The 19763-nt window shown below is 61.3% G+C and carries 22 protein-coding genes, 1 tRNA gene and 1 pseudogene; 12 read left to right on the top strand and 12 right to left on the bottom strand.

All coding sequences use genetic code 11. From position 1 onward, the window contains the following. Positions 1 to 78: 78 nt before the first annotated feature. Complete coding sequence (locus tag V1273_RS29745; RefSeq protein ID WP_334411748.1) at positions 79 to 924, bottom strand: SDR family NAD(P)-dependent oxidoreductase; 846 nt, start codon at positions 922 to 924, stop codon at positions 79 to 81. A gap of 153 nt (positions 925 to 1077) precedes the next feature. Between V1273_RS29745 and V1273_RS29740 the strand changes: the two genes are divergently transcribed. The 4 genes from V1273_RS29740 (at position 1078) to V1273_RS29725 (ending at position 4795) form a co-directional block, all read left to right on the top strand. Beyond that, positions 1078 to 1479, top strand: coding sequence for a response regulator (locus tag V1273_RS29740; protein WP_334364947.1), 402 nt, complete (start codon positions 1078 to 1080; stop codon positions 1477 to 1479). Positions 1480 to 1529: 50 nt separating this feature from the next. Further along, positions 1530 to 2147 carry a LysE family translocator gene (locus V1273_RS29735; RefSeq protein WP_334411747.1) on the top strand — a complete coding sequence of 206 codons (618 nt, stop codon included), beginning with the start codon at positions 1530 to 1532 and terminating at the stop codon, positions 2145 to 2147. A gap of 765 nt (positions 2148 to 2912) precedes the next feature. Next, on the top strand, positions 2913 to 4136 hold the full coding sequence (locus V1273_RS29730) for a GGDEF domain-containing protein (protein WP_334411746.1): 1224 nt from the start codon (positions 2913 to 2915) through the stop codon (positions 4134 to 4136). A 35-nt stretch (positions 4137 to 4171) separates the two neighbouring features. Next, complete coding sequence (locus V1273_RS29725; RefSeq protein WP_334380228.1) at positions 4172 to 4795, top strand: peptidoglycan recognition protein family protein; 624 nt, start codon at positions 4172 to 4174, stop codon at positions 4793 to 4795. 239 nt (positions 4796 to 5034) lie between these two features. Here V1273_RS29725 and rpoH read toward each other — a convergent pair whose 3' ends face one another. Together rpoH and V1273_RS29715 are read right to left on the bottom strand one after the other, a co-directional pair. After that, positions 5035 to 5931, bottom strand: coding sequence for an RNA polymerase sigma factor RpoH (gene rpoH, locus V1273_RS29720; RefSeq protein WP_334364943.1), 897 nt, complete (start codon positions 5929 to 5931; stop codon positions 5035 to 5037). Between the two features lie 215 nt (positions 5932 to 6146). Continuing rightward, positions 6147 to 7160 (bottom strand): RluA family pseudouridine synthase, encoded by a 1014-nt coding sequence (locus V1273_RS29715; protein ID WP_334412287.1) that lies wholly within the window; start codon positions 7158 to 7160, stop codon positions 6147 to 6149. A 70-nt stretch (positions 7161 to 7230) separates the two neighbouring features. Between V1273_RS29715 and V1273_RS29710 the strand changes: the two genes are divergently transcribed. Then, positions 7231 to 7569 carry a hypothetical protein gene (locus tag V1273_RS29710; protein ID WP_334372987.1) on the top strand — a complete coding sequence of 113 codons (339 nt, stop codon included), beginning with the start codon at positions 7231 to 7233 and terminating at the stop codon, positions 7567 to 7569. A gap of 126 nt (positions 7570 to 7695) precedes the next feature. Further along, a tRNA-Glu gene (locus V1273_RS29705) sits at positions 7696 to 7770 on the top strand. A gap of 124 nt (positions 7771 to 7894) precedes the next feature. Here the strand turns inward: V1273_RS29705 and V1273_RS29700 are convergent. Together V1273_RS29700 and V1273_RS29695 are read right to left on the bottom strand one after the other, a co-directional pair. Beyond that, complete coding sequence (locus tag V1273_RS29700) at positions 7895 to 8134, bottom strand: hypothetical protein (RefSeq protein WP_334411745.1); 240 nt, start codon at positions 8132 to 8134, stop codon at positions 7895 to 7897. 350 nt (positions 8135 to 8484) lie between these two features. Then, entirely contained in the window at positions 8485 to 8985 is a 501-nt protein-coding gene (locus V1273_RS29695) for a hypothetical protein (protein ID WP_334411744.1), read from the bottom strand. A gap of 161 nt (positions 8986 to 9146) precedes the next feature. On the opposite strand from V1273_RS29695, the gene V1273_RS29690 reads away from it, so the two are divergent. Then, positions 9147 to 9761 (top strand): hypothetical protein, encoded by a 615-nt coding sequence (locus tag V1273_RS29690; RefSeq protein ID WP_334411743.1) that lies wholly within the window; start codon positions 9147 to 9149, stop codon positions 9759 to 9761. A 528-nt stretch (positions 9762 to 10289) separates the two neighbouring features. Beyond that, a complete protein-coding gene (locus V1273_RS29685) occupies positions 10290 to 10799 on the top strand; it encodes a hypothetical protein (RefSeq protein ID WP_334411742.1) in 510 nt (169 codons plus the stop codon). A gap of 57 nt (positions 10800 to 10856) precedes the next feature. Here V1273_RS29685 and V1273_RS29680 read toward each other — a convergent pair whose 3' ends face one another. Continuing rightward, entirely contained in the window at positions 10857 to 11123 is a 267-nt protein-coding gene (locus V1273_RS29680) for an HGGxSTG domain-containing protein (protein ID WP_334411741.1), read from the bottom strand. 175 nt (positions 11124 to 11298) lie between these two features. On the opposite strand from V1273_RS29680, the pseudogene V1273_RS29675 reads away from it, so the two are divergent. Then, a pseudogene (locus tag V1273_RS29675) lies at positions 11299 to 11603 on the top strand (type II toxin-antitoxin system RelE/ParE family toxin). Further along, positions 11600 to 11953, top strand: a complete 354-nt coding sequence (locus tag V1273_RS29670) for an addiction module antidote protein (protein ID WP_334411740.1) — start codon at positions 11600 to 11602, stop codon at positions 11951 to 11953. The pseudogene V1273_RS29675 and the gene V1273_RS29670 overlap by 4 nt, the downstream one beginning before the upstream one ends. A gap of 122 nt (positions 11954 to 12075) precedes the next feature. On the opposite strand, the gene V1273_RS29665 is transcribed toward V1273_RS29670, so the two are convergent. The 4 genes from V1273_RS29665 to V1273_RS29650 all read right to left on the bottom strand — a co-directional run bounded on the left by V1273_RS29665 (position 12076) and on the right by V1273_RS29650 (position 14064). After that, positions 12076 to 12807, bottom strand: coding sequence for a Fic/DOC family protein (locus V1273_RS29665; protein WP_334411739.1), 732 nt, complete (start codon positions 12805 to 12807; stop codon positions 12076 to 12078). Further along, positions 12804 to 12983: a hypothetical protein gene (locus V1273_RS29660; protein WP_334380235.1), complete on the bottom strand. Its 180-nt coding sequence runs from the start codon at positions 12981 to 12983 to the stop codon at positions 12804 to 12806. Before V1273_RS29660 ends, V1273_RS29665 begins: the two co-directional genes overlap by 4 nt. Positions 12984 to 13138: 155 nt before the next feature. Next, complete coding sequence (locus V1273_RS29655) at positions 13139 to 13405, bottom strand: HGGxSTG domain-containing protein (RefSeq protein ID WP_334411738.1); 267 nt, start codon at positions 13403 to 13405, stop codon at positions 13139 to 13141. Then, positions 13402 to 14064 (bottom strand): hypothetical protein, encoded by a 663-nt coding sequence (locus V1273_RS29650; RefSeq protein WP_334411737.1) that lies wholly within the window; start codon positions 14062 to 14064, stop codon positions 13402 to 13404. Before V1273_RS29650 ends, V1273_RS29655 begins: the two co-directional genes overlap by 4 nt. A 477-nt stretch (positions 14065 to 14541) precedes the next feature. On the opposite strand from V1273_RS29650, the gene V1273_RS29645 reads away from it, so the two are divergent. Further along, positions 14542 to 14838, top strand: a complete 297-nt coding sequence (locus V1273_RS29645; protein ID WP_334411736.1) for a cytosolic protein — start codon at positions 14542 to 14544, stop codon at positions 14836 to 14838. Between the two features lie 61 nt (positions 14839 to 14899). On the opposite strand, the gene V1273_RS29640 is transcribed toward V1273_RS29645, so the two are convergent. Together V1273_RS29640 and V1273_RS29635 are read right to left on the bottom strand one after the other, a co-directional pair. After that, a complete protein-coding gene (locus tag V1273_RS29640) occupies positions 14900 to 15907 on the bottom strand; it encodes a hypothetical protein (protein ID WP_334411735.1) in 1008 nt (335 codons plus the stop codon). Between the two features lie 8 nt (positions 15908 to 15915). Further along, positions 15916 to 18780 carry a penicillin-binding protein 1A gene (locus tag V1273_RS29635; RefSeq protein WP_334411734.1) on the bottom strand — a complete coding sequence of 955 codons (2865 nt, stop codon included), beginning with the start codon at positions 18778 to 18780 and terminating at the stop codon, positions 15916 to 15918. A 386-nt stretch (positions 18781 to 19166) separates the two neighbouring features. Between V1273_RS29635 and V1273_RS29630 the strand changes: the two genes are divergently transcribed. Further along, complete coding sequence (locus V1273_RS29630; protein WP_334364888.1) at positions 19167 to 19745, top strand: hypothetical protein; 579 nt, start codon at positions 19167 to 19169, stop codon at positions 19743 to 19745. Positions 19746 to 19763 lie beyond the last annotated feature (18 nt).

Here is a 19763-nt window from a genome sequence, read left to right as displayed (position 1 = left end):
TCTAGCAAGAACTGCCGCGGCGTATGGGTCCCTGCGTTCGCAGGGACGACATTTGATAGATCGCGCGCCACCTCAAGCTCACTTCCCCTTCTCCTCCGCCACCCTCCCGATCCGCTTCGCCAACACCGCCCAATAGGTCGCCGGGCGAAACCGCTGCAAAAGGTCCATGAACTTCGCGTCGTTGCCGATCAGAATGCGCGGCTGGTTTTTCTCGATGCCGAGAATGATGCGTTGCGCCGCGGCCGGCGGTGTGGTCCTGGCGATCGCGTCGAAACGTTCGATCGATTCGGCGCGGCGCGCATTGTCGGCGATGCCGTTGCCGGTGCGGGAGTTGCGCACGATGTTGGTCAGGACCCCGCCGGGATGCACCACCGAGAGCTTCACCGGGCTGTTCGCCATCGCGAGCTCATGCCGCAGGCTTTCCGAAAATCCGCGCACCGCGAACTTGGCGGCGCAATAGGCGGTCTGGCCGGGCGGGGCGACGATGCCGAAGATCGAGGAGAGGTTGACGATATGCGCCTCGGGCTGCTTCGATAGATGCGGCAGGAAAGCGCGCGTTCCGTGCACCACGCCCCAGAAGTTGATGTTGATCAGCCATTCCATCTGCGCCTGGTCGACCTCGTTGAAGGCACCGAGCAGCGCGACGCCGGCATTGTTGATGACGATGTTCAGCTCCGGATGCGCGGCGATTGCCGCGTCGGCAAACTCCTGGATCTGGGCGGGCTCGCCGACGTCGACGCAGTGGATCGTTACCTTGCGCTTGTGCGCCTTTCCGATCTCGGCGGCCACCTGCTGCAGCCCGGCCTCGTCGCGGTCGGCGAGCGCGAGATCGCAGCCGCGCGCGGCCAGTTCCAGCGCCAGCGCGCGGCCGATGCCGCTGGCGGCGCCGGTCACGGCGGCCGCGCTTCCAGATATCGCAGTCATGTCGGATCGAACTCCTTGCAGGTCGAGGATCGGTGGGTTCCTGCAAACTTTCGCAAATTGGAACTGAACCATAAAGCGGTTTCCGCGCTTAGTGTCGAATACCCGACAGAGGGGCGGCATCGCCAGCCGACGCGATCCTGAGAGGAGGCTCACATGGGACAATCCAAACCCCATCGCGCAACGGCCCTCATTGTCGAGGACGACCCGATGCAGCGGAACATGATCTGCCTGCTGCTGGAGGAGAGTGAGGTCGATGTCATCGAATGCGAGAGCGCCGAGGCCGCTGAACTGGTGCTGGAGCGCGCTGCCGGCAGTCTGGTCTTGATGATGACCGACGTGCAGCTTGCCGGCAACATGGATGGTGTCGAACTCGCGCACATCGCAAGGAAGTACAATCCCGAGATGGGCGTGATCGTCACCTCGGGCAAGCCGCTGCATCAGGAATTGCCCGACGGCGTGCAGTTCTGGGCCAAGCCCTGGGCGCCGCTCGACGTGATCCGCGAGGCGGAGCGCATGGTCTATCAACGAGAGCACGGCGGCGGACCGCGCCCGTGAGCGCCGCCGCCCTGCTTTCGCGCCAAATGTCGTCGTGTTAATAGCAGGGCATGACCCTGTCGTTCCTGTTGACCTCGCTGATCGTGGTCGCTTCCCCCGGCACCGGCGTGCTGTACACGCTGGCAGTGGCGCTGACGCTGGGCGCACGGCCCGGCATCGCGGCCGCCTTCGGCTGCACCCTCGGCATCGTGCCGCATATGCTGGCCGCCATGCTCGGGCTCGCCGCCGTGCTGCACACCAGTGCTCTGGCCTTTGCCGCGCTGAAATGGTGCGGCGTGGCGTATCTGCTTTACATGGCCTGGCAGGCGTTGCGCGAGACGGGCGCGCTTGCGATCGACGCGCGCCCGGCCGCGAAGGCGCGCTCCAGCCGGCGCGTCATCGTGACCGCCGTCCTGGTCAACATCCTCAATCCAAAGCTCTCGATCTTCTTCCTGGCCTTCCTGCCGCAATTCGTTGCGCTCGACGAGCCGCATCCGCTGGCGCGGATGCTGGAATTGAGCGCAGCGTTCATGGCGATGACGTTTGCGGTGTTCGCGCTCTACGGCCTCTTTGCGGCCGCGATGCGCGACCGCGTCATCACCCGGCCGAAGGTGATGGCATGGCTGCGCCGCAGCTTTGCGGCGGGATTTGCCGCGCTCGGGGCGAAGCTGGCGCTTGCGGAGCGGTGACGCCTGCGCCGCGCGCGGCGACAATCCGAACATTGCCCTTCCGTCGTCCCTGCGAACGCAGGGACCCATACGCCGCGGCTTCTCTTCGGGCACCGCGGCGGACATCTTCATCTATTACGAAGGATTGTGGTTATGGGTCCCTGCGTCCGCAGGGACGACGGCGAATAGATTCGGAATCAAAAAGGCGGACCCGCGGCCCGCCATTCTCCAAAACTAACCCGGAGTTGGGAGCCCGGGCGGAGCTGAGCACTCCACCCGGGCCGAAATTCACTTCTTCTTCGACTTCTTGGCCTTCTTGGCCTTCGCCTTTTTCGCCTTCTTCGCTTTCTTAGCCATAGTATCCTCTCAAGGTTTTCATGGATTGAAACGCGACACCGAGGCATGCTTGGCGGAGGGCCAGCCTCGCAACATCCTCGCACACGATCCCAGCAGATTCGCAGGCTGCTGCCGCGTGCCGTCATGGCGGTGTCATCACGTTATCCACAGTTGTTATGCATTTTGATGCGATTTTTGCCGAAACGAGCATCGCCGCTGCCGCTCGCATGCGCGCGCATCATGCTTAACGATGTCCGAACGCGCGCGATCTTCATCAATTCAAAACCACGGTTTGGATTGGCCGGCGGCCCTCAGGGTCCGTTAAGCCGCGCAGATGCATTTTGTCCGTAAGACGACGGGGATTGTCGTGGGAGAAGGCTGGCGCGCGAAAGTCCCAGGCGGTCGTGAGATAACAGGGGAGACGGGACGCGCGCGCGTCCTGAGTTCGCGATGCTGAGCGTTCCTACGCTGTGGACGGTGTTCGTCATCAATTTTCTCGCGCTGGGCCTGATCTGGGCCTACGTCATGCGATGCTATCCGTCGTTCGAGGCCGCGCGGTTCTGGACCGGCTCGGCGTTCACGGCGGCGGCGGGCGCTGCGATGGCGATGCTGCGCGTAGTCTTCCCGGATTCTCTCGTGCCGTTGCTGTTCGCCGGCACCACGCTGGTACTGGCGATCTGCCTTGCCACGATGGGAATTCAGAAATTCTTCACCCGGCCCGTTTCGTGGCTTCGCACCGCGTTGACCACCGGCTTTGCCTTTGTCGGTCTGTCCTTTTTCATTTTTGTCTACGACAGCGTGCCAGCGCGGATGACCGTCTTTACGATCGCCCAAGTACTGCCGATGGCGATGGGCCTGAAGCTGTTGCTGACTCCGCACGAAGGGCGCGCCAATCCGGGCGCCCGGCTGGCCGGCGTCGTCACCATCATCATCATGATCATTCTCGCGGCTCGGTTGACCGGCGCGGTCACCGGCATGGGGCCCGGCTTCTCCTACATGCATTTCACCCCGGCGCAGTCGGTCGTCATCCTGGTGCTGGTGTTCCTGTCGATGTCGCTGAATTTCGGCTTCCTGCTGATGGCGATGGACCGGTTGCGCAACGAGGTCGCGGATCTGGCGCTGCTCGATGACCTTACCGGCGTCGGCAATCGCCGTTATCTGGTGCAGCGGCTCACGGAAGAGTGCGCGCGCTCCGAACGCAGCGGTCAGCCCTTCGCGCTGTTGGTGATCGATCTCGACGGCTTCAAGGGCATCAACGATACCTACGGTCACGCCGCGGGCGACGCCTGCCTGCAGCATTTCACCCTGATGGCGCAAACCCGGCTGCGGCCCGGCGACATGCTGGCACGCACCGGCGGCGACGAGTTCTGCATCGTGTTGCCGTCCTCGACGCTGCGCGAGGGCGCGATGATCGCGCGCCGCGTACTGGAGGTCTGCCGCGCGGACGCCGAACAATGCACCGGCAACGACATTCCGATCGCCGTCTCGATCGGCGTCGCCCAATGGACCCGCGAGATGGGCGGCTTCCCCGATCGCCTGATCGCTGCCGCCGACCACGCGCTGTACGACGTCAAGAAGGCCGGCCGAAACGGCTTTGCTGTCTACGATCCGGCGGCGCCGCTGGTGCCTGAAGCCGAAACGGCCGCGGACGTGGCCCTCCGCAAGCGGGCCTGAGGCGTGCTACTAAGGTTCGTCACTGGACCTCGGTCATGAATTTTCGCGTCGTCGCGGCGGTATTGTTCGCTCTGTCGCTTCCTGCTTGCGCCTGCGCGCAATCGCCCGACCTCGCCGCGATCGCGCGTTCGTCGGGCACGCCGGATATTCCCGGCTTGAAGATGGTCTGGCTGGCGCCATGGGGCGATCTCGCAAAGGCCCATCCCTGGCGCAACATCATCGTGCATCAGACCGAGGGGCCGGCTGGCTCCGCGCGCGGTGGCGCGCTGGCGCAATCGAAGAACCCGACGCGGCGCGGCGTCATGGTATGGGTCGAAACCGACGGCACGGTGTACTGGGCGGTCGGCGAACATCTCGTTCCGACGCATGGCGACGGCGCCAACCGCAACGACAACAAGTACATCGACAACGGCCCGACCTATCGCCAGGTGATCGGCAGCAATTCGGTCGGCGTCGAATTCGCCGGCAATTTTCCTGATGTGACGCGGGGCCCGACGGATGCGCAAGTAGCGGCGTGGCGTATTCTGCTAAAGGTGCTGCGCGCGCGTTACGGCATTCCGCTCGATCGCGTCTATGCGCACAACTGGATCGACTTCAAGGACGCGCGCTATTGCGAAGGCTGTGCCCTGGCGACAATGGCGCGGGAGTGGGGGGAGTAGGCGGGCTGCATCAAGCTTGTCGCCCCTGCGAACGCAGGGGCCCATAACCACTGCACTTCGTCGTTGAAGCAAAGCCGTCTCCGCATGTGCCATTTCCGCGGGCCGCGGCGTATGGGTCCCTGCGCCAAGTGCGCGATTGCGCACGGAGGCAGGGACGACAGCGTGGTGAAGCAGCACCCCCCAAAAACAAAAAGCCGGCGTTGCCGCCGGCTTTCGTTACTTGATACCTCTGCCGCGAATTAGTGCGCGGCTTCGAGTTCGGCTTCCTGCCGGGCAATCGTGCCCTTGACGGCCGACTGCACCTTTTCGAAAGCGCGGACCTCGATCTGCCGCACGCGTTCGCGCGAGACGCCGAATTCGGCGGCGAGGTCTTCCAGCGTCATCGGCTCTTCCGCCAGGCGCCGCGCCTCGAAGATGCGGCGTTCGCGCGGGTTGAGCACGCCGATGGCGCCGTTCAACGCCTGACGGCGATGATCGAACTCCTCGTGCTCGGCCATCACGGCTTCCTGGTTGGGCGAGTTGTCGACCAGCCAGTCCTGCCATTCGCCGGCTTCGCCGTCGTCGCGGATCGGCGCGTTGAGCGACGCGTCGCCGCCGAGACGGCGGTTCATGTCGATCACGTCCTGATCCGTCACGCCGAGACGCTTGGCAATCAGCTTTACCTGATCGGGGCGGAGATCACCTTCGTCCAGCGCGGAGATCTTGCTCTTCGCCTTGCGCAGGTTGAAGAAGAGCTTCTTCTGGTTCGCGGTGGTTCCCATTTTCACGAGCGACCATGAACGCAGAATGTACTCTTGAATCGAGGCCTTGATCCACCACATGGCGTAGGTGGCGAGACGAAAACCCTTCTCGGGCTCGAACCGCTTGACCGCCTGCATCAGGCCGACATTGCCCTCTGAAACGACTTCAGAGATCGGCAAGCCGTAGCCGCGATAGCCCATGGCGATCTTGGCCACGAGCCGGAGATGGCTGGTGACAAGGTGATGTGCCGCGTCGCGATCGTCATGCTCGCGCCAGCGTTTGGCGAGCATGTATTCCTGCTGGGGTTCCAGCATCGGAAATTTGCGGATCTCGGCGAGGTATCTAGAGAGACCGGATTCTCCATTGAGAACCGGTAACGTAGCTGTACGGGCCATTTGAGCGCCCTCCAGTGGTTCAGGCCCCCGATAGCGGCGGGCCCGGCAGGTGATCGCTGTGTTAAAGCCAATCACGCTGCGATGTTCCGCGTTGGATATTCAACGCATATGCAACATAGCAAAAAACGAACAAATAGGGAAGGAATGCTGACGTCACGTCCCCGTGTGGCAGCCATAACCTGTTGGTATAGCTTAATTTTCCTGAAAGGCCTGCGTCATAGGGCCGCTTCCAGGGCGTTTTGCAGAAGGATGAGATCCTCCGGCAGGGGCGCCTCCCAATGCAAAAGTTCTCCCGTTCGGGGATGTTCCAGGGCAAGCAGATAAGCGTGCAAGGCCTGCCGGCCGAGGGCGGCTAGCGCCGCCTGGCCCTCGGGGCCGAGGTGGCGGGCCTTGGTCTTGAAGTGCGGGCCATAGACGGCATCGCCCATCAGGGGGTGGCCGATATGGGCGAGGTGCACCCGGATCTGATGGGTTCGTCCGGTCTCGAGCTGGCAAGCGAGGAGGGAAGCGACCGGCTTGCCGTCGCGCCCCTGATAGGCCGCCTGCAATTCCCAATGGGTGACGGCCTCGCGTCCGCCCGGGCGCACCGCCATCTTCTCGCGGGCGTACGGATGCCGGTCGATCGGGGCTGCGACCGTGCCGCGCTGTCGGTTGGGTACGCCCCAGATGAAGGCCATGTAGCCGCGCTGCATCGGACCGGTGCGGCCGTGATCGGCGAATTGCACGGTCAGCGATTGATGGGCGTGGTCGTTCTTGGCGACCACCATCAGGCCCGTCGTGTCCTTGTCGAGCCGGTGCACGATGCCCGGCCGCCGTACGCCGCCGATGCCGGAAAGGCTGGCGCCGCAGTGCGCGATCAATGCATTTACCAGCGTGCCGCTCTCGTGGCCGGCGGCCGGGTGCACGACCAGCCCCTTCGGTTTGTCGATGACGATGATGTCGTCGTCCTCATAGACGATATCGAGCGCGATATCTTCGCCCAAAGGCTCGGGCGGAGCGGCTTCGGGGACGTCGATTGTGATCGTATCCCCTCGCGCGACATGATAAGCGGGGTCGCGGATGGGGGTGCCCTTGGCGGTGACGGAACCGGCCAGGATCAGCGCTTTCAGCCGCGAGCGCGACAGTTCCGGGCGGAGCACCGCGAGCACGCGGTCGAGGCGGGGCGATCCCTCGTCGCCGCCGACGGTAACCTCCAGCCTTTGACCGCCGTTCGATGATCTCTGTTCCATCATGTTTGACGCATGATCCTTTCGGAAAACCGGTTTCCACTTTTCCGGATCATACTTTAAAGAGCCTTGCATGACCGATACCGTTGCGCCCGAACCGACCCCCGAACAGGCCGCGCTAATCGCGCGGGTGCGGCGGATGATGCTGATCGCGGGCCTGACCTCGGCGCTTGCGGTGGCCGTGGTCCTGATCGCCGTCGGGTACCGTCTTTACCGCGGCGAGGGAAGCCCCACGCCTGGCACGACGGACATCACGGAAACCCTGCCCAAGGGCGCCCGCATCGTCTCGACCGCGGTCGCCGGCGAGCGGCTGGTGCTGACGCTGGATATAAGCGGGGTGACCGAAATCCGCACTTTCGACGCCAAGACGCTGAAACCCGCCGGAAAGCTCAGATTCGTCAACGAACCCTGAGGCAGGGCGGATCGGGTGTGCGCCGGGTCGGCACGAGGACCCGAAGCAACAGGGTTAACCACCCGTGCGAAGGCTTCAGACTTGCCTTGCCGACCGCACATTTCGAGGCTATTCCCTGAAGCACACGCTCCCTTCGTCTAGCGGTTAGGACGCGGCCCTCTCAAGGCTGAAACAGGGGTTCGATTCCCCTAGGGAGCGCCACCCCCCGACCATCGGCGCTGAAAGCATTGTCTTTTTTGCCCCAAAATTGTCCCACCGCAAGAAAGTGCGACAGTCGCGCTTTGAGGGTTCGCCCGCAACGCTGATACAGTCTTGGGCGTTTTCTTCACCGACCGCTCCCGCCGATGTTGATCAACTCGAAGCCGTTACCCTCCTTTCCGATGTTGGTTTGCAAAATCCATTCGATGCCAGCAAAACCGAGATCGATAGGTCCGGGGTTTGTGATGTTGCAATCGGCGATATGGCGCTCATACGCTTCCAACTGGCCAAGGACGCGAGCTCGTTCAATAATAGATCGATGGAGGGCCTCGGCACTATCGATCTCAAAAGTCACCATCACTTTCATTTGCTAATCCTCCTTAAGCCTTTTCCAAAATTGTAGGGCCCACTTCAGCTTCCCGATGGCCTCGGTCGCAAGCCGCTTGCGCCGGGCCTTCGCTGTGTAGCGCTCGATCTCCTTGAGCGAGGTGTGGCCGGTTACCGAGCCATCTGGTGCGGTGTCGCGCCTTCCTCGGCCAACGCGCTTGCGGTGTGCTTGCGCACGCCGTGCAGCGTGCAACGGTCAGGCAATTACGTTCGCTGGCGTGGTTGTGAAGGAACACTTCTATCAATCAACAGTCACTGCACCAAAGCCGCAATAGTGACGACGCCGCAGGCGGTCGCGCCGAGTGATCCCGGAAGATCGGCGGCATGGGGTCAGAGCTTGTTCCAGCCCCCTATATCAGCCCGCGTCTTCACGAACCTTACCACCAAGGCTGTGGTTAGAATGATTGGTCCAAGGAAATCCAGTCGCGTGTAGTGTCCGCTTGGAGCAAGGTCTAGTCTGTTGATTGAGCCGAGAATGCCCAACGCGCCTAATGAAAGATAGACGTAATCCAATTCCTTAATCCACTTCTCGCCGCGCATCTTTGTCAAACGTGCAGCCCATCCAAAGCGTAAACCATCGCAAATCAGGGCATACAATGCCGCCGCGTATATCACCAAGGTGACGCCCATCTGGCGGAGCGTGACTGTTTGCGGCGGCGCGAAGAGCATGGACGCAAAGGCCAATGGTGCCAGCGCGATAATTGTCCATGCAATCACTAGCTGGACACGACTGCGCGTTTGGTCTCGTGAATGCAGAATGCTCGCCACAAGCGCGGCGGCTGCCCCGGCTACATCGAAGTAATCACGCACAAAGCTCCAGATTGCCCCCAACTTAACCCTCCCCGTTACGTCGGTCCAGAATTCTACGCCTACCGATTGCACAAAGCACGCCTTACCACTCGATTTTCCACAGAGCAGCGTGAATGGTAGCGCTAGTTTGTGCTAGGACGTGTGGTGACGGTCAGTTGCTCGCTGATAATGGGGAGAAGGGGATGGATTGGAAGGCATTCATCGCCGCGATAGTCGGCTCGTTGGCGTGGCCTATCGTTGTTTTGAGCCTGTTGTTCATTTTGCGAAAACAACTAGTGGCGCTTGCTGAAAGACTTCAAGAGTTTTCGCTCGGCGGCGCAAAAGCGACTTTTGAAAAGCAATTGGAGACTGCGCGTAAAGAAGCAGAGAAATTGCCGCCGTCTTCGCCGTCTCCGGACGAGATACCCGACGACCAACGAATTGTGCCGCTGACCGATGAGAAGAAATTTTTGCGACTTGCCAATGAGTTTCCCGAGGCAGCGATCACAGAGGTCTATAAGGACATCGAGGGCATTCTGTTTCGTATCGGCGATATTCTGGGCATTCAGCGGACTAGCGCTGACCGGATAATGAATGAGTTATATGAGCGTAGGGAAGTCGATGAGAATGCGCGCGATCTCTTTCATACCTTGCGGAGAGCGAGGAACCTATCGGCGCATGGCAAAGGCGATAGACGCGTGAGCCCGGGTGAGGCGTTGGACTACCGCGATCACAGCGGCAGACTGATGACGAGCCTTTCCTTCGTCCTCGGAAAGCTGCAAGCAGCAGCCGATATCAAAAAAGCAAGAGGCTCGTAACCGCCGCTCCGATCAAGCGGCAAATTTGCCGGTTGGTGCCGTCAGCAAGCCCGATTTGCTAGCGGCTCGTCGTGAACCGTCCGACATTGCGACCGCTCGCGTCATAGAATGTCGACGTGTTGCCGCTGGTCGACTCGCGGTTGATGACCCTGCCGCGTGCGTCGTAGTTCGTGACCGTGCCGCTGCTGTCGGTCGACGAGTGCCGACACTTCTACCGGACGAGTCGTAGAACCTCTTCGATTGTGCCGAGGCGGCCGGTCAGCATCGCGAGCACGAGCAGCGTGGGGAGGATCATCTTGGGCATGGTGTTTGTCATGCTAGCTTTTAGCAAGTGACGCCGAAAAGAAAAGGGCGGCGCGGTGGCCGCCCACTCATGCTCGTCGGGTAACACCGCTCAGCGGTTCGTCGTGAAAAACATCAAGCGCTGATCTGTGGTTGCGTGCAGGTTGATCTTCGGCCAATGTGAAGGCATCCCCGGCGACAGTTCGTGGCCGTCGAAGCACGCAGCAAACCGGAGACTCTCGTCAGATGGTAACAAAGTTCGATTTCGGATTTCGCATTATAGAATTTGAGGACGTTCGACCGGGAGATATTTTTTTCGAGCGCGCTGAGTTGGACGGTATCCCACTTGGCATGCGCATCGTCCCGCCCGAGGGCCCACTACGTGAGAAGCCGGCCATTTTGCACTTTCAACCCAATCGACCTACGGCTGTCATCTCGACCAAGAACGTCAAACGCGATGTCGCTGTGCTCGACGCCGAAATCAGGGGACCTGCCTTGAGAGCCGAAAACCTACTCTACAACAACAGCAGCATGCGAGAAGGGGCGCTGATGTTTGCGCTCGGCGCCCATTTCCTGCGGGTCAGTTTCGACGGGGGAACGTGGGATGTGGACTTAACTAGCGGAGAGGCTCGTCTGACGGAGGCCATTCCATGTCCGTTCTGGGTCGATCAGTGGTCCATCGTGGTGAACCGGGAAGGATCATCCAAGGACATCATTTTCCAGTTTGATGGTCGTGCGAACCGTCTTGCGGGATAAGGGCGGGAGGGCCAAGACACCACCGTTCATCGCTGCCCCAGGTTGCTGCGAAACAGATCACTTCATCTCTTCCAGCAACTTCCGCGCGTCACCCAACAACGCCCGTATCTGCCTTCGCTCGGCGATCGCATCCCTGGTGAACAGGCCGTGCTTGCGCGCGTTCTGGTTTGCCTTTGGCGCGCCGGATCCCTGTGCGCCGCCGTGCATGCGGCAGCGCTTTTTGCCGTGCACCGCCGGCGAGCGGCACGCGCCACTGGCGCGGGTTTTGGCGCCGCACCGCGGGCTCGCCAGCATCGGGCCGGTGTTTCTGATGTGATCGCTCATGCCTGTGCTTCCCGCTTGGCATCCGCGGAAGCTTGCCCTCGCCTGGAGCCCGAGGCCTTCGGTGCCTTCCGCGCCGCGGAGTCCAGGCTTTTGTCCGATATGATCACGCTCGCATGCTGCGTGACGTTGCCGACAATGGCCTTGCTAAATTGTATCCAGTTAGATACATTGAGCCATGAACACGCTCATTCGGTCATCCGTCTTTTCCGATTGGCTGGATGGGTTGAAAGATCAGAAGGCCAAGGCGCGGATACTCAACCGGCTGTCGCAAGCCTCCTTGGGTAATTTCGGGGATTGCGAGCCGGTGGGCGAAGCGTCTCGGAAATGCGTATCCACCATGGTCCGGGATTCCGTGTTTATTTCGTGCGTCATGGTGTCGCCGTCTATGTGCTGCTTTGCGCTGGCGACAAGTCCAGCCAGCGCCGCGACATCGCCAGGGCAAAGCTCATGGCGAAGGAATTGAAGGAAAGCGGGCGATGAAAAAGGCCAAAGCCAGGGCAAAGGCAAAAGTCACTTACGCGCCATTCGAGGCCGCTGACTATCTCGAGAGTGAGGAAGCGATTGCGGAATATCTTTCGGTCGCAGCCCGCGACGAAAATCCCGGCGTATTACTCAAGGCGCTTGGAGACGTCGCCAAGGCGCGCGGCATGGCGGAGGTCGCGAAGGCGTCCGGTCTCGGCCGGGAAAGCCTGTACAAGACGCTGGCACCGGGTGCCAAGCCGCGTTTCGAAACGATTGCCACCATCATGCGGGCGCTGAATGTCGGGTTTTCAGTCGAAAGCAGGTTGCCAGTGCGAGCGAAGAAGGCTCGCAAGTTGACAGCAGCGTAGGTGGCGAGCGAGGCTGCGAAACGCACTCATTTCATCTCCTCCAGCAGCTTCCGCGCGCTCAGTATACACGAGCGCTGCAAGGGCAGGTTTGGGGACTTCACAGCATCAGTACGCTCGAAAGCCTAGGCGCCGCCGGTATGCTCGTCGCGTTTAAGCTGCTGCTGTTTGTACTCGGCTATAACTGCCGGATCGTCGTTGCTGCCGCGAACTTTATCGGCATCGCCTGTGCCGCCATCGAGGCCCTTGGCCGCTGCAATGTGCTCTTTGAGATCAGTGACTGCCGGTCGGATGTACGGTTCGAGATATTTATCGAGAATTCCCTTGCCAGGATCATCCAGCTCTTTGGTCAATGCTTGCAGATAGGCAGTTTTGTCCGTCGAGGCCCAATCGACACTGAAGCCGGCACGCTGAGCCAGGACTGAGTGGACGACCATGATGGTGCGTCCATTGCCGTCCAGGAAGGGATGGCCATGGGCGAGGTAGCCCATGACTTCGCCCGCTTTCTCTCGCATCGCTTTCGGGGCGTTGCCGAGCTTTAGCGCATGCTCGATTGCGTTCTGAATATACTTTGGATGGGCGAAGAGGACGCTGCCACGGCTTACCGCAATGTTGGGCGCTGTTTGGGTGCGATCCTGCCCGGCCCACGGATACATTGCTTCGAACAGTATTTTGTGCGTGCTGAGCACGTCGGAGTAGGTGAGGGCCTTCTTCGTTTTTAGCGCTTCGAAAGCGTCGTCGATCCCGGTTGTAAAGGAGGCATGCTCCAGCCGCCTCACAATGGCAGGGTCTTTCTCTTGAGCAACATTCCTTAGATACCCGCGCGATTCAAAGTCGCCGAACGGATCGAATGTCACGGCTTGGCTTCGTGCAGGTAGCGGGCCTGAAGCTGGATCATCTCTATGCGTGTAATGTGTTTGGCTCGCTGCAAACCAATCAGCAACTGCTCGATCTCATCAAGCTCAACCGTGTCCCCCGCCAGGCGGGAAATGTGGTGTGCCAGGCGATCATTTGGACCCTCCGTGTAGGACACTTGGAACGTCCGGGCCAGGGTCCGTATGTGCTCTGCGGTCGAAGAGGAAGTTAGCTTATTCATATCATCAATATAGCACTTTTTGACTGAAATTCCATTAACGAACAGGGCCAGAAATCAGTGGGTTGTAGGCGCTCTGTCGTGGCGAAAGCCTCTCACTTCATCTCCTCCAGCAGCTTCCGCGCGTCACCCAACAACGCCCGTATCTGCCTTCGCTCGGCGATCGCGTCCCTGGTGAACAGGCCGTGCTTGCGCGCGTTCTGGTTTGCCTTTGGCGGGCCGGATCCCGGTGCGCCGCCGTGCATGCGGCAGCGCTTTTTGTCGTGCACCGCCGGCGAGCGGCACGCGCCACTGGCGCGGGTTCTGGCGCCACAACGTGGGCTCGCCAGCATCGGGCCGGTATTTCTGATGTGATCGCTCAAGCCTGCGCTTCCCGCTTGGCATCAGCGGAAGCGTGCCTTCGCCTGGAGCCCGCGGCCTTCGGCGCATTCCGCGCCGCGGACGCCGGGTTCTTGTCCGAAACGATCACGCGCGCGTGCTGCGTGACGTTGCCGACGATGGCCTTGCCGCCATCCCCGACCGACACGTTCTGCACGGTGATGGCGGGCTCGCCATGGCTCCGGTAGCGGTTGAGCGCCTCGATCTGGGCGGGAAACGTGCGGGCGAGCCTGCCCAATGCGCGCGCGGCGCTGTCGTGCTGGGCGAGATCGTCCGCATTCGCAAGGTGATGGGCGCACCGCATCGCCATCACATGAACCGAAACCATCTGCGCCACCAGCATGGCCTCGACCGAATCCCGGGGGCGAATGCTCTTCACCATCGAAATCATGAAAGAGAGGTTGACCTCGTCAGGACTCTCGCCGCTCACGCTGGCCTTGACCAATTGCCTGAGGATGCCATGCATCGCTTCGCGATCCGCGACCCCGAGCGCATTCGTCATGAGCTGTTCGCCGAGCTCTTGATCTGGATGGTCGATGGAGAAACCGTGCGACAGAAGCTTTATTCGCGGGGCTGCGGCAGCTTTGATCGGGTCGGTTGCGGCGATCGCCGTTGGCACAGTGATATCAGGAGCGGTGTTCATGTCGAGATTCCTTAGGCCGCGCGCTTGCCGCGCGCGCGGTTCGGCCACGCGCAGGCGATCGCTCGCCGCGGCGGTCCGGTGCAATTTCAATTGTGGGTGAGGATTTTTCGGCTGCAATCGCGACGGACGCGCCCGCTATTGCGGGGCGACGGGCGCGTACAGGATTTCGGAATAATCGAAAAATGCCCCTGATTTGCCCGACGTGTCAAGTTGCGTTGTCGAATGCCGGCGGCCGCCTGCTACTTTGCATGGGGTTGTTTTCGATATTTTCGCGAGCGCGCGCCTTCCAAGCGGAGTTCTCGAACGTCATCCGCAATGATGGGCTTCACAAATGCTCGACCCGTCCTACGCGCTCCTATTCTCAGTCGTCATTCCCGGTCTTATGTATCTATCGACAAGCACCAGCCCGACGGCAACCGCGACATTGTTCGCGGGGACCAGCGATGCTGGTGAAACCAACGACCAGGGAGTCGATCGATGAGGTCCTTTCTGCTGCTTACGGCCGGTGGCCCATTGCTGGTCCTCACGTCCCACGAAACGCTGCACGATCCGAAGTTCCTGAGCAGGCTCAAAGCCAAGGGAATCGGCAAGTTTGTCGCCTTCGATGTGCCGCTCGATCTCGCGAAGGCGCGCTATGGCGGACATTTCCACGCGGTCGAGAGCGATTTGCACGAAACAGACGATCTGAGGATGCTCGATTACAATGGCCAGCGGATCTATCAACTGTTTCGTTTCGACGAACTCGGCGCCGCGATATTGCAAGAACAAACCTGAGGCACGTTTGATCGCGCAGGATGCGCGTGAGGCGCCAGTCTAGTTCGCGCGCGCGATCTGCTCATTCCCGCTCCATGATCTCGGCGATCGCCTTGATGCGGCCTTTGGCGTATTTCGGCAGGCCGGCGCTCAGCGAATCGCCGCTGTTGAAGGAGCTGTTGCCCATGAGCAGTTGCGCGGGCACGAGGTTTCGCAGCATCGGTGTATTGCTGTATTCCTTCTGCTTGTTCAGCACGTCGTTCCTGACCGCAATCAGGATGTAGACCGTCGCGATGGCGGCTTCGCGCTCGGTCGGATGCTGTTGCAGAACCGCAAGCAGCTTGCCGAACTGGATGACTTGGTTGACCCAAAAGATGTTCTGCTCGAGCGCGCTGGTGACTGTGGAGTCGAGCCCGGTCAGGCTCGGCAGCTCGGCAAGGTGCGGCTGCGTCACCAGCATGATCTCACTCTGGAACTCGATGAAATCCGGGATGGGCTTTTTGCCCTCCTCGCGCAGCTTGTTGGCAAGCTGGATGCCCGCCGGAATTTTTCCTTCGAACATGTAGCGGGACTGCACGCAAACCGCCTTCGCTTCCTCGCACCAGCGGCGATCCAGCGGACGGTTGTGCGCGGCGCTCGCGTCCTTGTTGGGAACAGCATCGCCCGCCGTGATCGGCCGGTGCTTGACCGCCGGATCGATCTGCTCGAGGAACGCGACATTAGCATACCGCGACAGATCCAATGCCGCTGCCGGTTTTGGAAGTCGAAACCGCGCCTCCGCCTGGTAGACCGAGAGCTTCAGCTTCGTTTGTTGCTTGAGCGTAGGCTCAACGAAGCTCGGGAAGAGCGAGAGGAAGCGCCGCTGAACCGGACGTGAGCGGGCCCAATCGTCGAAAGGAATGAGCCCGGTCGAGGAATCGGCGAGCTTGTCGTTGCGTTGGTCGGCGAAGATGACCGTGCGCGGTTTGATCTGTGCGATCGGAACGCTGGCGGCTGCGGGCACGTCCTCCACCTGGAATTCCTGCGCGGCCGCGCCCGTGCAAGTGGCCACGTAGGCGGCGATGAGGACAGCGGCACGGTGGAGGCTCATGGCAATGCTCAATTCAGCCGCCGCCAGAAGTAATCGGGATCGACTCGGAGCGGCGGTCGCGGGAGGCGGTCCTCGTCATCGGGATATCCGCGCCAGGAGGGATATTCGCGCGGACCAAGACGCCAGTTCGGGAATGGAAAGGGTAGCCGGTTATCGCCGTAAAGGCGGTTGCCGTAGGACCACTGCTGGAATGGCCCGTCGTCTTCGTCACGACCGCCGCGATAGGTGTAGCTTTCTGCACGCGAGACGATGCGAAATTGCGTATCATCAATTCTGCCCGCCGGATCTCTCTTGAGGTACTCGGTGAAAGCGCGCCCGGAGCCGGCCGGTGCAGGATCGCCGGTATAAGGATCGATCGACAGAGTAGCGAGCTGACGCATGGCTTCGCGCGAAGGGCCGTTCAACGCCGTCTTGGGAGCGTGCAGCTCCCAGGCTGCCTGCACGATCGGCTCGAACATCGGCAGCGCCACTTTCCCCCCGGTCTGGCCGCTCCCAAGGGTGCGGCGGCCGCCGTCGCTGTTGTCGTAGCCGACCCAGATGGCGACGGTGACGTCGTTTGTGAAACCGACGAACCAGGCATCGGCCGAATTATCGGTGGTACCAGTCTTGCCGCCGACATAGGGCGAGAGATGCTTCACCGCGCGCGCGGTTCCGCGCGCGAGCACGCCCTGCAGCATTGATTTCAACTGGTAAAACGATGCGCGGTCGGCGGAGCCGATCCAGTCCACCGCATGCGGATCGTGCCGGTAGATTGGGCGGCCGTCCTGTTCGATCGTTTCGATCGCATGGGGCCGGGGCCGTGCGCCTTCGTTGGCGATCGCCGCATAGAACGCCGCAAGGTCGATGAGCCGCACAGTTTGGGCACCGAGCACGAACGGGTAGTAGCGCATGCATTCCTTGTAAAGCTGCGCCTCCATCGCGATCTCGCAGACCCGGTCGAGTCCTCGCTCGGCGCTGTCGTCGAGACCGGTCGCGAGCAGTTGCGCGGTGGCGAGATTCCGGGAGTTTTCCAGCGCACGCCGCAGTGTAATGGCGCCCGAAGCGCCGCCCTCGTAGTTCTTCGGCGACCAGAAACCGCGCTGGCGCGCGTAGACCGTCGCGCCGATCGGTGGCAGCGTAATAGGTTCGTCCATCACCAGCGTGTTGGGCTGCAATCCCTTCCGAAGAGCGGCGAGATAGGTCAGCGGCTTCAAGGTCGATCCGGGTTGCCGCAGGCTCTGGACGACGCGGTTGAGCTGGCTTGCCGGATACGAAAAGCCGCCCGCCATTGCGAGAATGCGGCCGGTTTCGTTCCCGAGTACGAGCGCCGCTCCCTGTACGGTCGGTCGAATGCGCAGATCGGCACGCGCCGCCTGCTTACCCTTGGCTTCGCGCACCTGCACATAGACCACGTCGTACGGCTTGAGGCCGCGCCCGATCGCGGCGCTCCAGGTGTTCAGCGGCAGGATGCTTCCGTCGGTCAGGCCGACGTTGATCGCATGGCCGCGCTTGCCGCGCGCATTCTCCAGGACGACCGCCGATTGCCAGTGAACGTCATAGAGAGGCAGTCGCGTCGTCTTCAACGCCACGAGCCAAGCTGGCTCCGTGGTCCTCACGTCAGCCGCTCTCAGACGGACAGCATCGGAAATGTTCGCCTCGGGTCCCTCAAATTTGTAACGACCGGTGTTCAGTTCGTATCGCGCCAGCCCCTCCTGCAAGGTCGCTTCGACTACGCGCTGCAGGGCCGAGTTGACGGTCGAGCGCACTGTGTAGGAGGAATTGGTGAGATTATCGAGGCCCGCGACCGCCTTAGCCTCGCGGGCGACGTGATCGACGAAGTGAAAACCGAAGTCCCGCCGCGTCGGCCGGTACTCGACGAGCTGCGGCAATAGTGCTTGCGCCGCGGCGGCATCGATCATGGCGTCGTCCTGCATGCGGCCCAGCACGTAGGCAAGGCGCTCGCGTGCGCGCTCAGGGTGGTGGTCGGGATTGAAGTAGTTCGGTCCCTTGGCGAGCCCGGCGAGCAGCGCGCCCTCGACTGCGGAGAGCGCCTTGGCCGGTTTGCCGAAATAGCTGCGCGCCGCCATCTCGATGCCCCAGGCTCCGCGACCGAGATAAATCGAGTTGAGATAGAGCTCGAGGATTTCCGCCTTGGTCAGGGCGCGCTCCATCCGTGAGGCAACGATCATCTCGCGCAATTTTCTTTCATAAGTGACGTCGTTGCCCACCAGCAGGTTCTTGGCGACCTGCTGCGTAATGGTCGAGCCGCCCTGCGGCCGGCCCGGCTTCGTGAAGTTGCCGATGAAGGCGCGGACCAGTCCGCGCTCGTCAAGGCCGCTGTGTTGGAAGAAGCGCTTGTCCTCGGCGGCGATGAATGCGTTGCGCACCGCTTCCGGGATATCCGCAAGCTTGACCCAGATGCGGCGATTGTTCGGCGCGTAAATCTCGGCGACGCGCTCGCTCTTGTTATCGAGGATTACACTGGTGCCGGGAAGCCTGAGCTGTTTAAGCTGCTCGGCGTCGGGCAGATCCCTGGCCGCGCTGTTGTAGAAAGCGATGACCTGACCGAGATCGACCGGAGATCCTTTCACTTTTTCGACTTTGCAGAACTCCCGGTAGGCCACGTGGAGGTCGGCCAGATTCAGTCCTTTGAGCGCCTTGATCTCGCCGCTCAGCGCCTCCTTGTCATCCATGGCAGTGGCAATCAGATCGTCCAGGTTGATGTCCTCGATGTCGAAAGCCTTGCGCATGTGGGCGCAGCCGGCACTCAAAAGCTGCGCCACCTCGGAGCGGTCGCGCACCGCATCGAACTCCGTCTTGACCCCATCCGGCCGGGTGGTGACCTGACTGAAGGCAAGCGCCGTGGCGAAGATCTTGATGAGAATCGAGTCCATGACCTGCCGACGGTCAAAAACACCGCCTCCGTAAGGTCCCTTTTTGTAGGACAGTATTAAACAAGGCTGTTTTGCGGAAAAAGTTCCCGCTAGCTCGCTTTGGCCGCGGTGAGATGCCGGTCATTCAGGAAAAGCAGTGGGACCTCTGGTACCGCCGGTGCACGCGACGCGCGTGTCGGGATCAGTCCTTCGAGCTACCTCGACAACATCCGGTCGGCCCAAGCCATTGCCGCCGATTGCATCGGCAACGAAGAGATCATCTACGGCTGAGCGCAGCCATGCGATGGCGTGCCCCGCCGCTTCTCCGGCCGTTCAGCACCGCTCCGGGCCGCGGAACCAACGCTGCAGCCAATGCGTTTTAGAAGCTCAGCATTGGCAGCGTACTCATGAATGCCTTTTTTAATGCCTTTTTTCCGGTCGTGCTTGCCGCGGCGCTCCTCAGCGCCACCATCGCCACGATGCCTGCGGATGCTGCTCCTCGAAAAAAGAAGACCGCGGTCGCCCCTTCAGCTAGCGTCGCTCAGCCACCCACGGATAGATTTTTGGCCTGCGACGTTCGGGTGCGAGACTATCTTCGCGAAGGCGGAGCCGTGATACGGGTCACCAAGATCGAAGTGGATGATGCCCGACTGCAGTTGAACATTCATCATGAATACGGAGAGGCGGGAAGGTCGTCTCGAAAATATCTGCGCGGGGACAGTGAAGAAGAAATGCGCAAAAACCTGCGCGGAATATTGGATGAGTTCGCGGCGGCTGCGAAGGCCGCGGCAGCCGGTCGCGCGTGGTATGTGATCGCTGCTCGCAAGGTCATGCCGGACCTCCGCGAGGGTTCGGGCGAGAACACAAGCCCGTGGACAGCCATTGTCCTCGCGGATTTCGAGGGAAAATGCAGACCCATCACGTTCTATCAATCTATCGATCGGAGCAAGCTTGATCCTGAAGTGAGCAAGAAATTGGACGAGTGAAGTTTGTACTTGAAGTGA

Origin of the sequence: Bradyrhizobium sp. AZCC 1721, from assembly GCF_036924715.1 — a bacterium.
GTDB lineage: Bacteria > Pseudomonadota > Alphaproteobacteria > Rhizobiales > Xanthobacteraceae > Bradyrhizobium.
The sequence above is the reverse complement of the archived record's forward strand: the minus strand, read 5'-3'. Positions and strand labels throughout refer to the sequence as shown.

What these genes read in the sequence shown, in the direction of transcription:
- V1273_RS29685 (WP_334411742.1), top strand. Translation starts at nt 10,290, where the DNA reads ATGGTAACAAAGTTCGATTTCGGATTTCGCATTATAGAATTTGAGGAC.
- V1273_RS29670 (WP_334411740.1), top strand. Translation starts at nt 11,600, where the DNA reads ATGAAAAAGGCCAAAGCCAGGGCAAAGGCAAAAGTCACTTACGCGCCA.
- V1273_RS29730 (WP_334411746.1), top strand. Translation starts at nt 2,913, where the DNA reads ATGCTGAGCGTTCCTACGCTGTGGACGGTGTTCGTCATCAATTTTCTC.
- V1273_RS29645 (WP_334411736.1), top strand. Translation starts at nt 14,542, where the DNA reads ATGAGGTCCTTTCTGCTGCTTACGGCCGGTGGCCCATTGCTGGTCCTC.
- V1273_RS29740 (WP_334364947.1), top strand. Translation starts at nt 1,078, where the DNA reads ATGGGACAATCCAAACCCCATCGCGCAACGGCCCTCATTGTCGAGGAC.
- V1273_RS29640 (WP_334411735.1), bottom strand. Translation starts at nt 15,907, where the DNA reads ATGAGCCTCCACCGTGCCGCTGTCCTCATCGCCGCCTACGTGGCCACT.
- V1273_RS29630 (WP_334364888.1), top strand. Translation starts at nt 19,167, where the DNA reads ATGAATGCCTTTTTTAATGCCTTTTTTCCGGTCGTGCTTGCCGCGGCG.
- V1273_RS29715 (WP_334412287.1), bottom strand. Translation starts at nt 7,160, where the DNA reads ATGGAACAGAGATCATCGAACGGCGGTCAAAGGCTGGAGGTTACCGTC.
- V1273_RS29680 (WP_334411741.1), bottom strand. Translation starts at nt 11,123, where the DNA reads ATGAGCGATCACATCAGAAACACCGGCCCGATGCTGGCGAGCCCGCGG.
- V1273_RS29745 (WP_334411748.1), bottom strand. Translation starts at nt 924, where the DNA reads ATGACTGCGATATCTGGAAGCGCGGCCGCCGTGACCGGCGCCGCCAGC.
- V1273_RS29650 (WP_334411737.1), bottom strand. Translation starts at nt 14,064, where the DNA reads ATGAACACCGCTCCTGATATCACTGTGCCAACGGCGATCGCCGCAACC.
- V1273_RS29735 (WP_334411747.1), top strand. Translation starts at nt 1,530, where the DNA reads ATGACCCTGTCGTTCCTGTTGACCTCGCTGATCGTGGTCGCTTCCCCC.
- V1273_RS29710 (WP_334372987.1), top strand. Translation starts at nt 7,231, where the DNA reads ATGACCGATACCGTTGCGCCCGAACCGACCCCCGAACAGGCCGCGCTA.
- V1273_RS29690 (WP_334411743.1), top strand. Translation starts at nt 9,147, where the DNA reads ATGGATTGGAAGGCATTCATCGCCGCGATAGTCGGCTCGTTGGCGTGG.
- V1273_RS29725 (WP_334380228.1), top strand. Translation starts at nt 4,172, where the DNA reads ATGAATTTTCGCGTCGTCGCGGCGGTATTGTTCGCTCTGTCGCTTCCT.
- rpoH (WP_334364943.1), bottom strand. Translation starts at nt 5,931, where the DNA reads ATGGCCCGTACAGCTACGTTACCGGTTCTCAATGGAGAATCCGGTCTC.
- V1273_RS29700 (WP_334411745.1), bottom strand. Translation starts at nt 8,134, where the DNA reads ATGAAAGTGATGGTGACTTTTGAGATCGATAGTGCCGAGGCCCTCCAT.
- V1273_RS29635 (WP_334411734.1), bottom strand. Translation starts at nt 18,780, where the DNA reads ATGGACTCGATTCTCATCAAGATCTTCGCCACGGCGCTTGCCTTCAGT.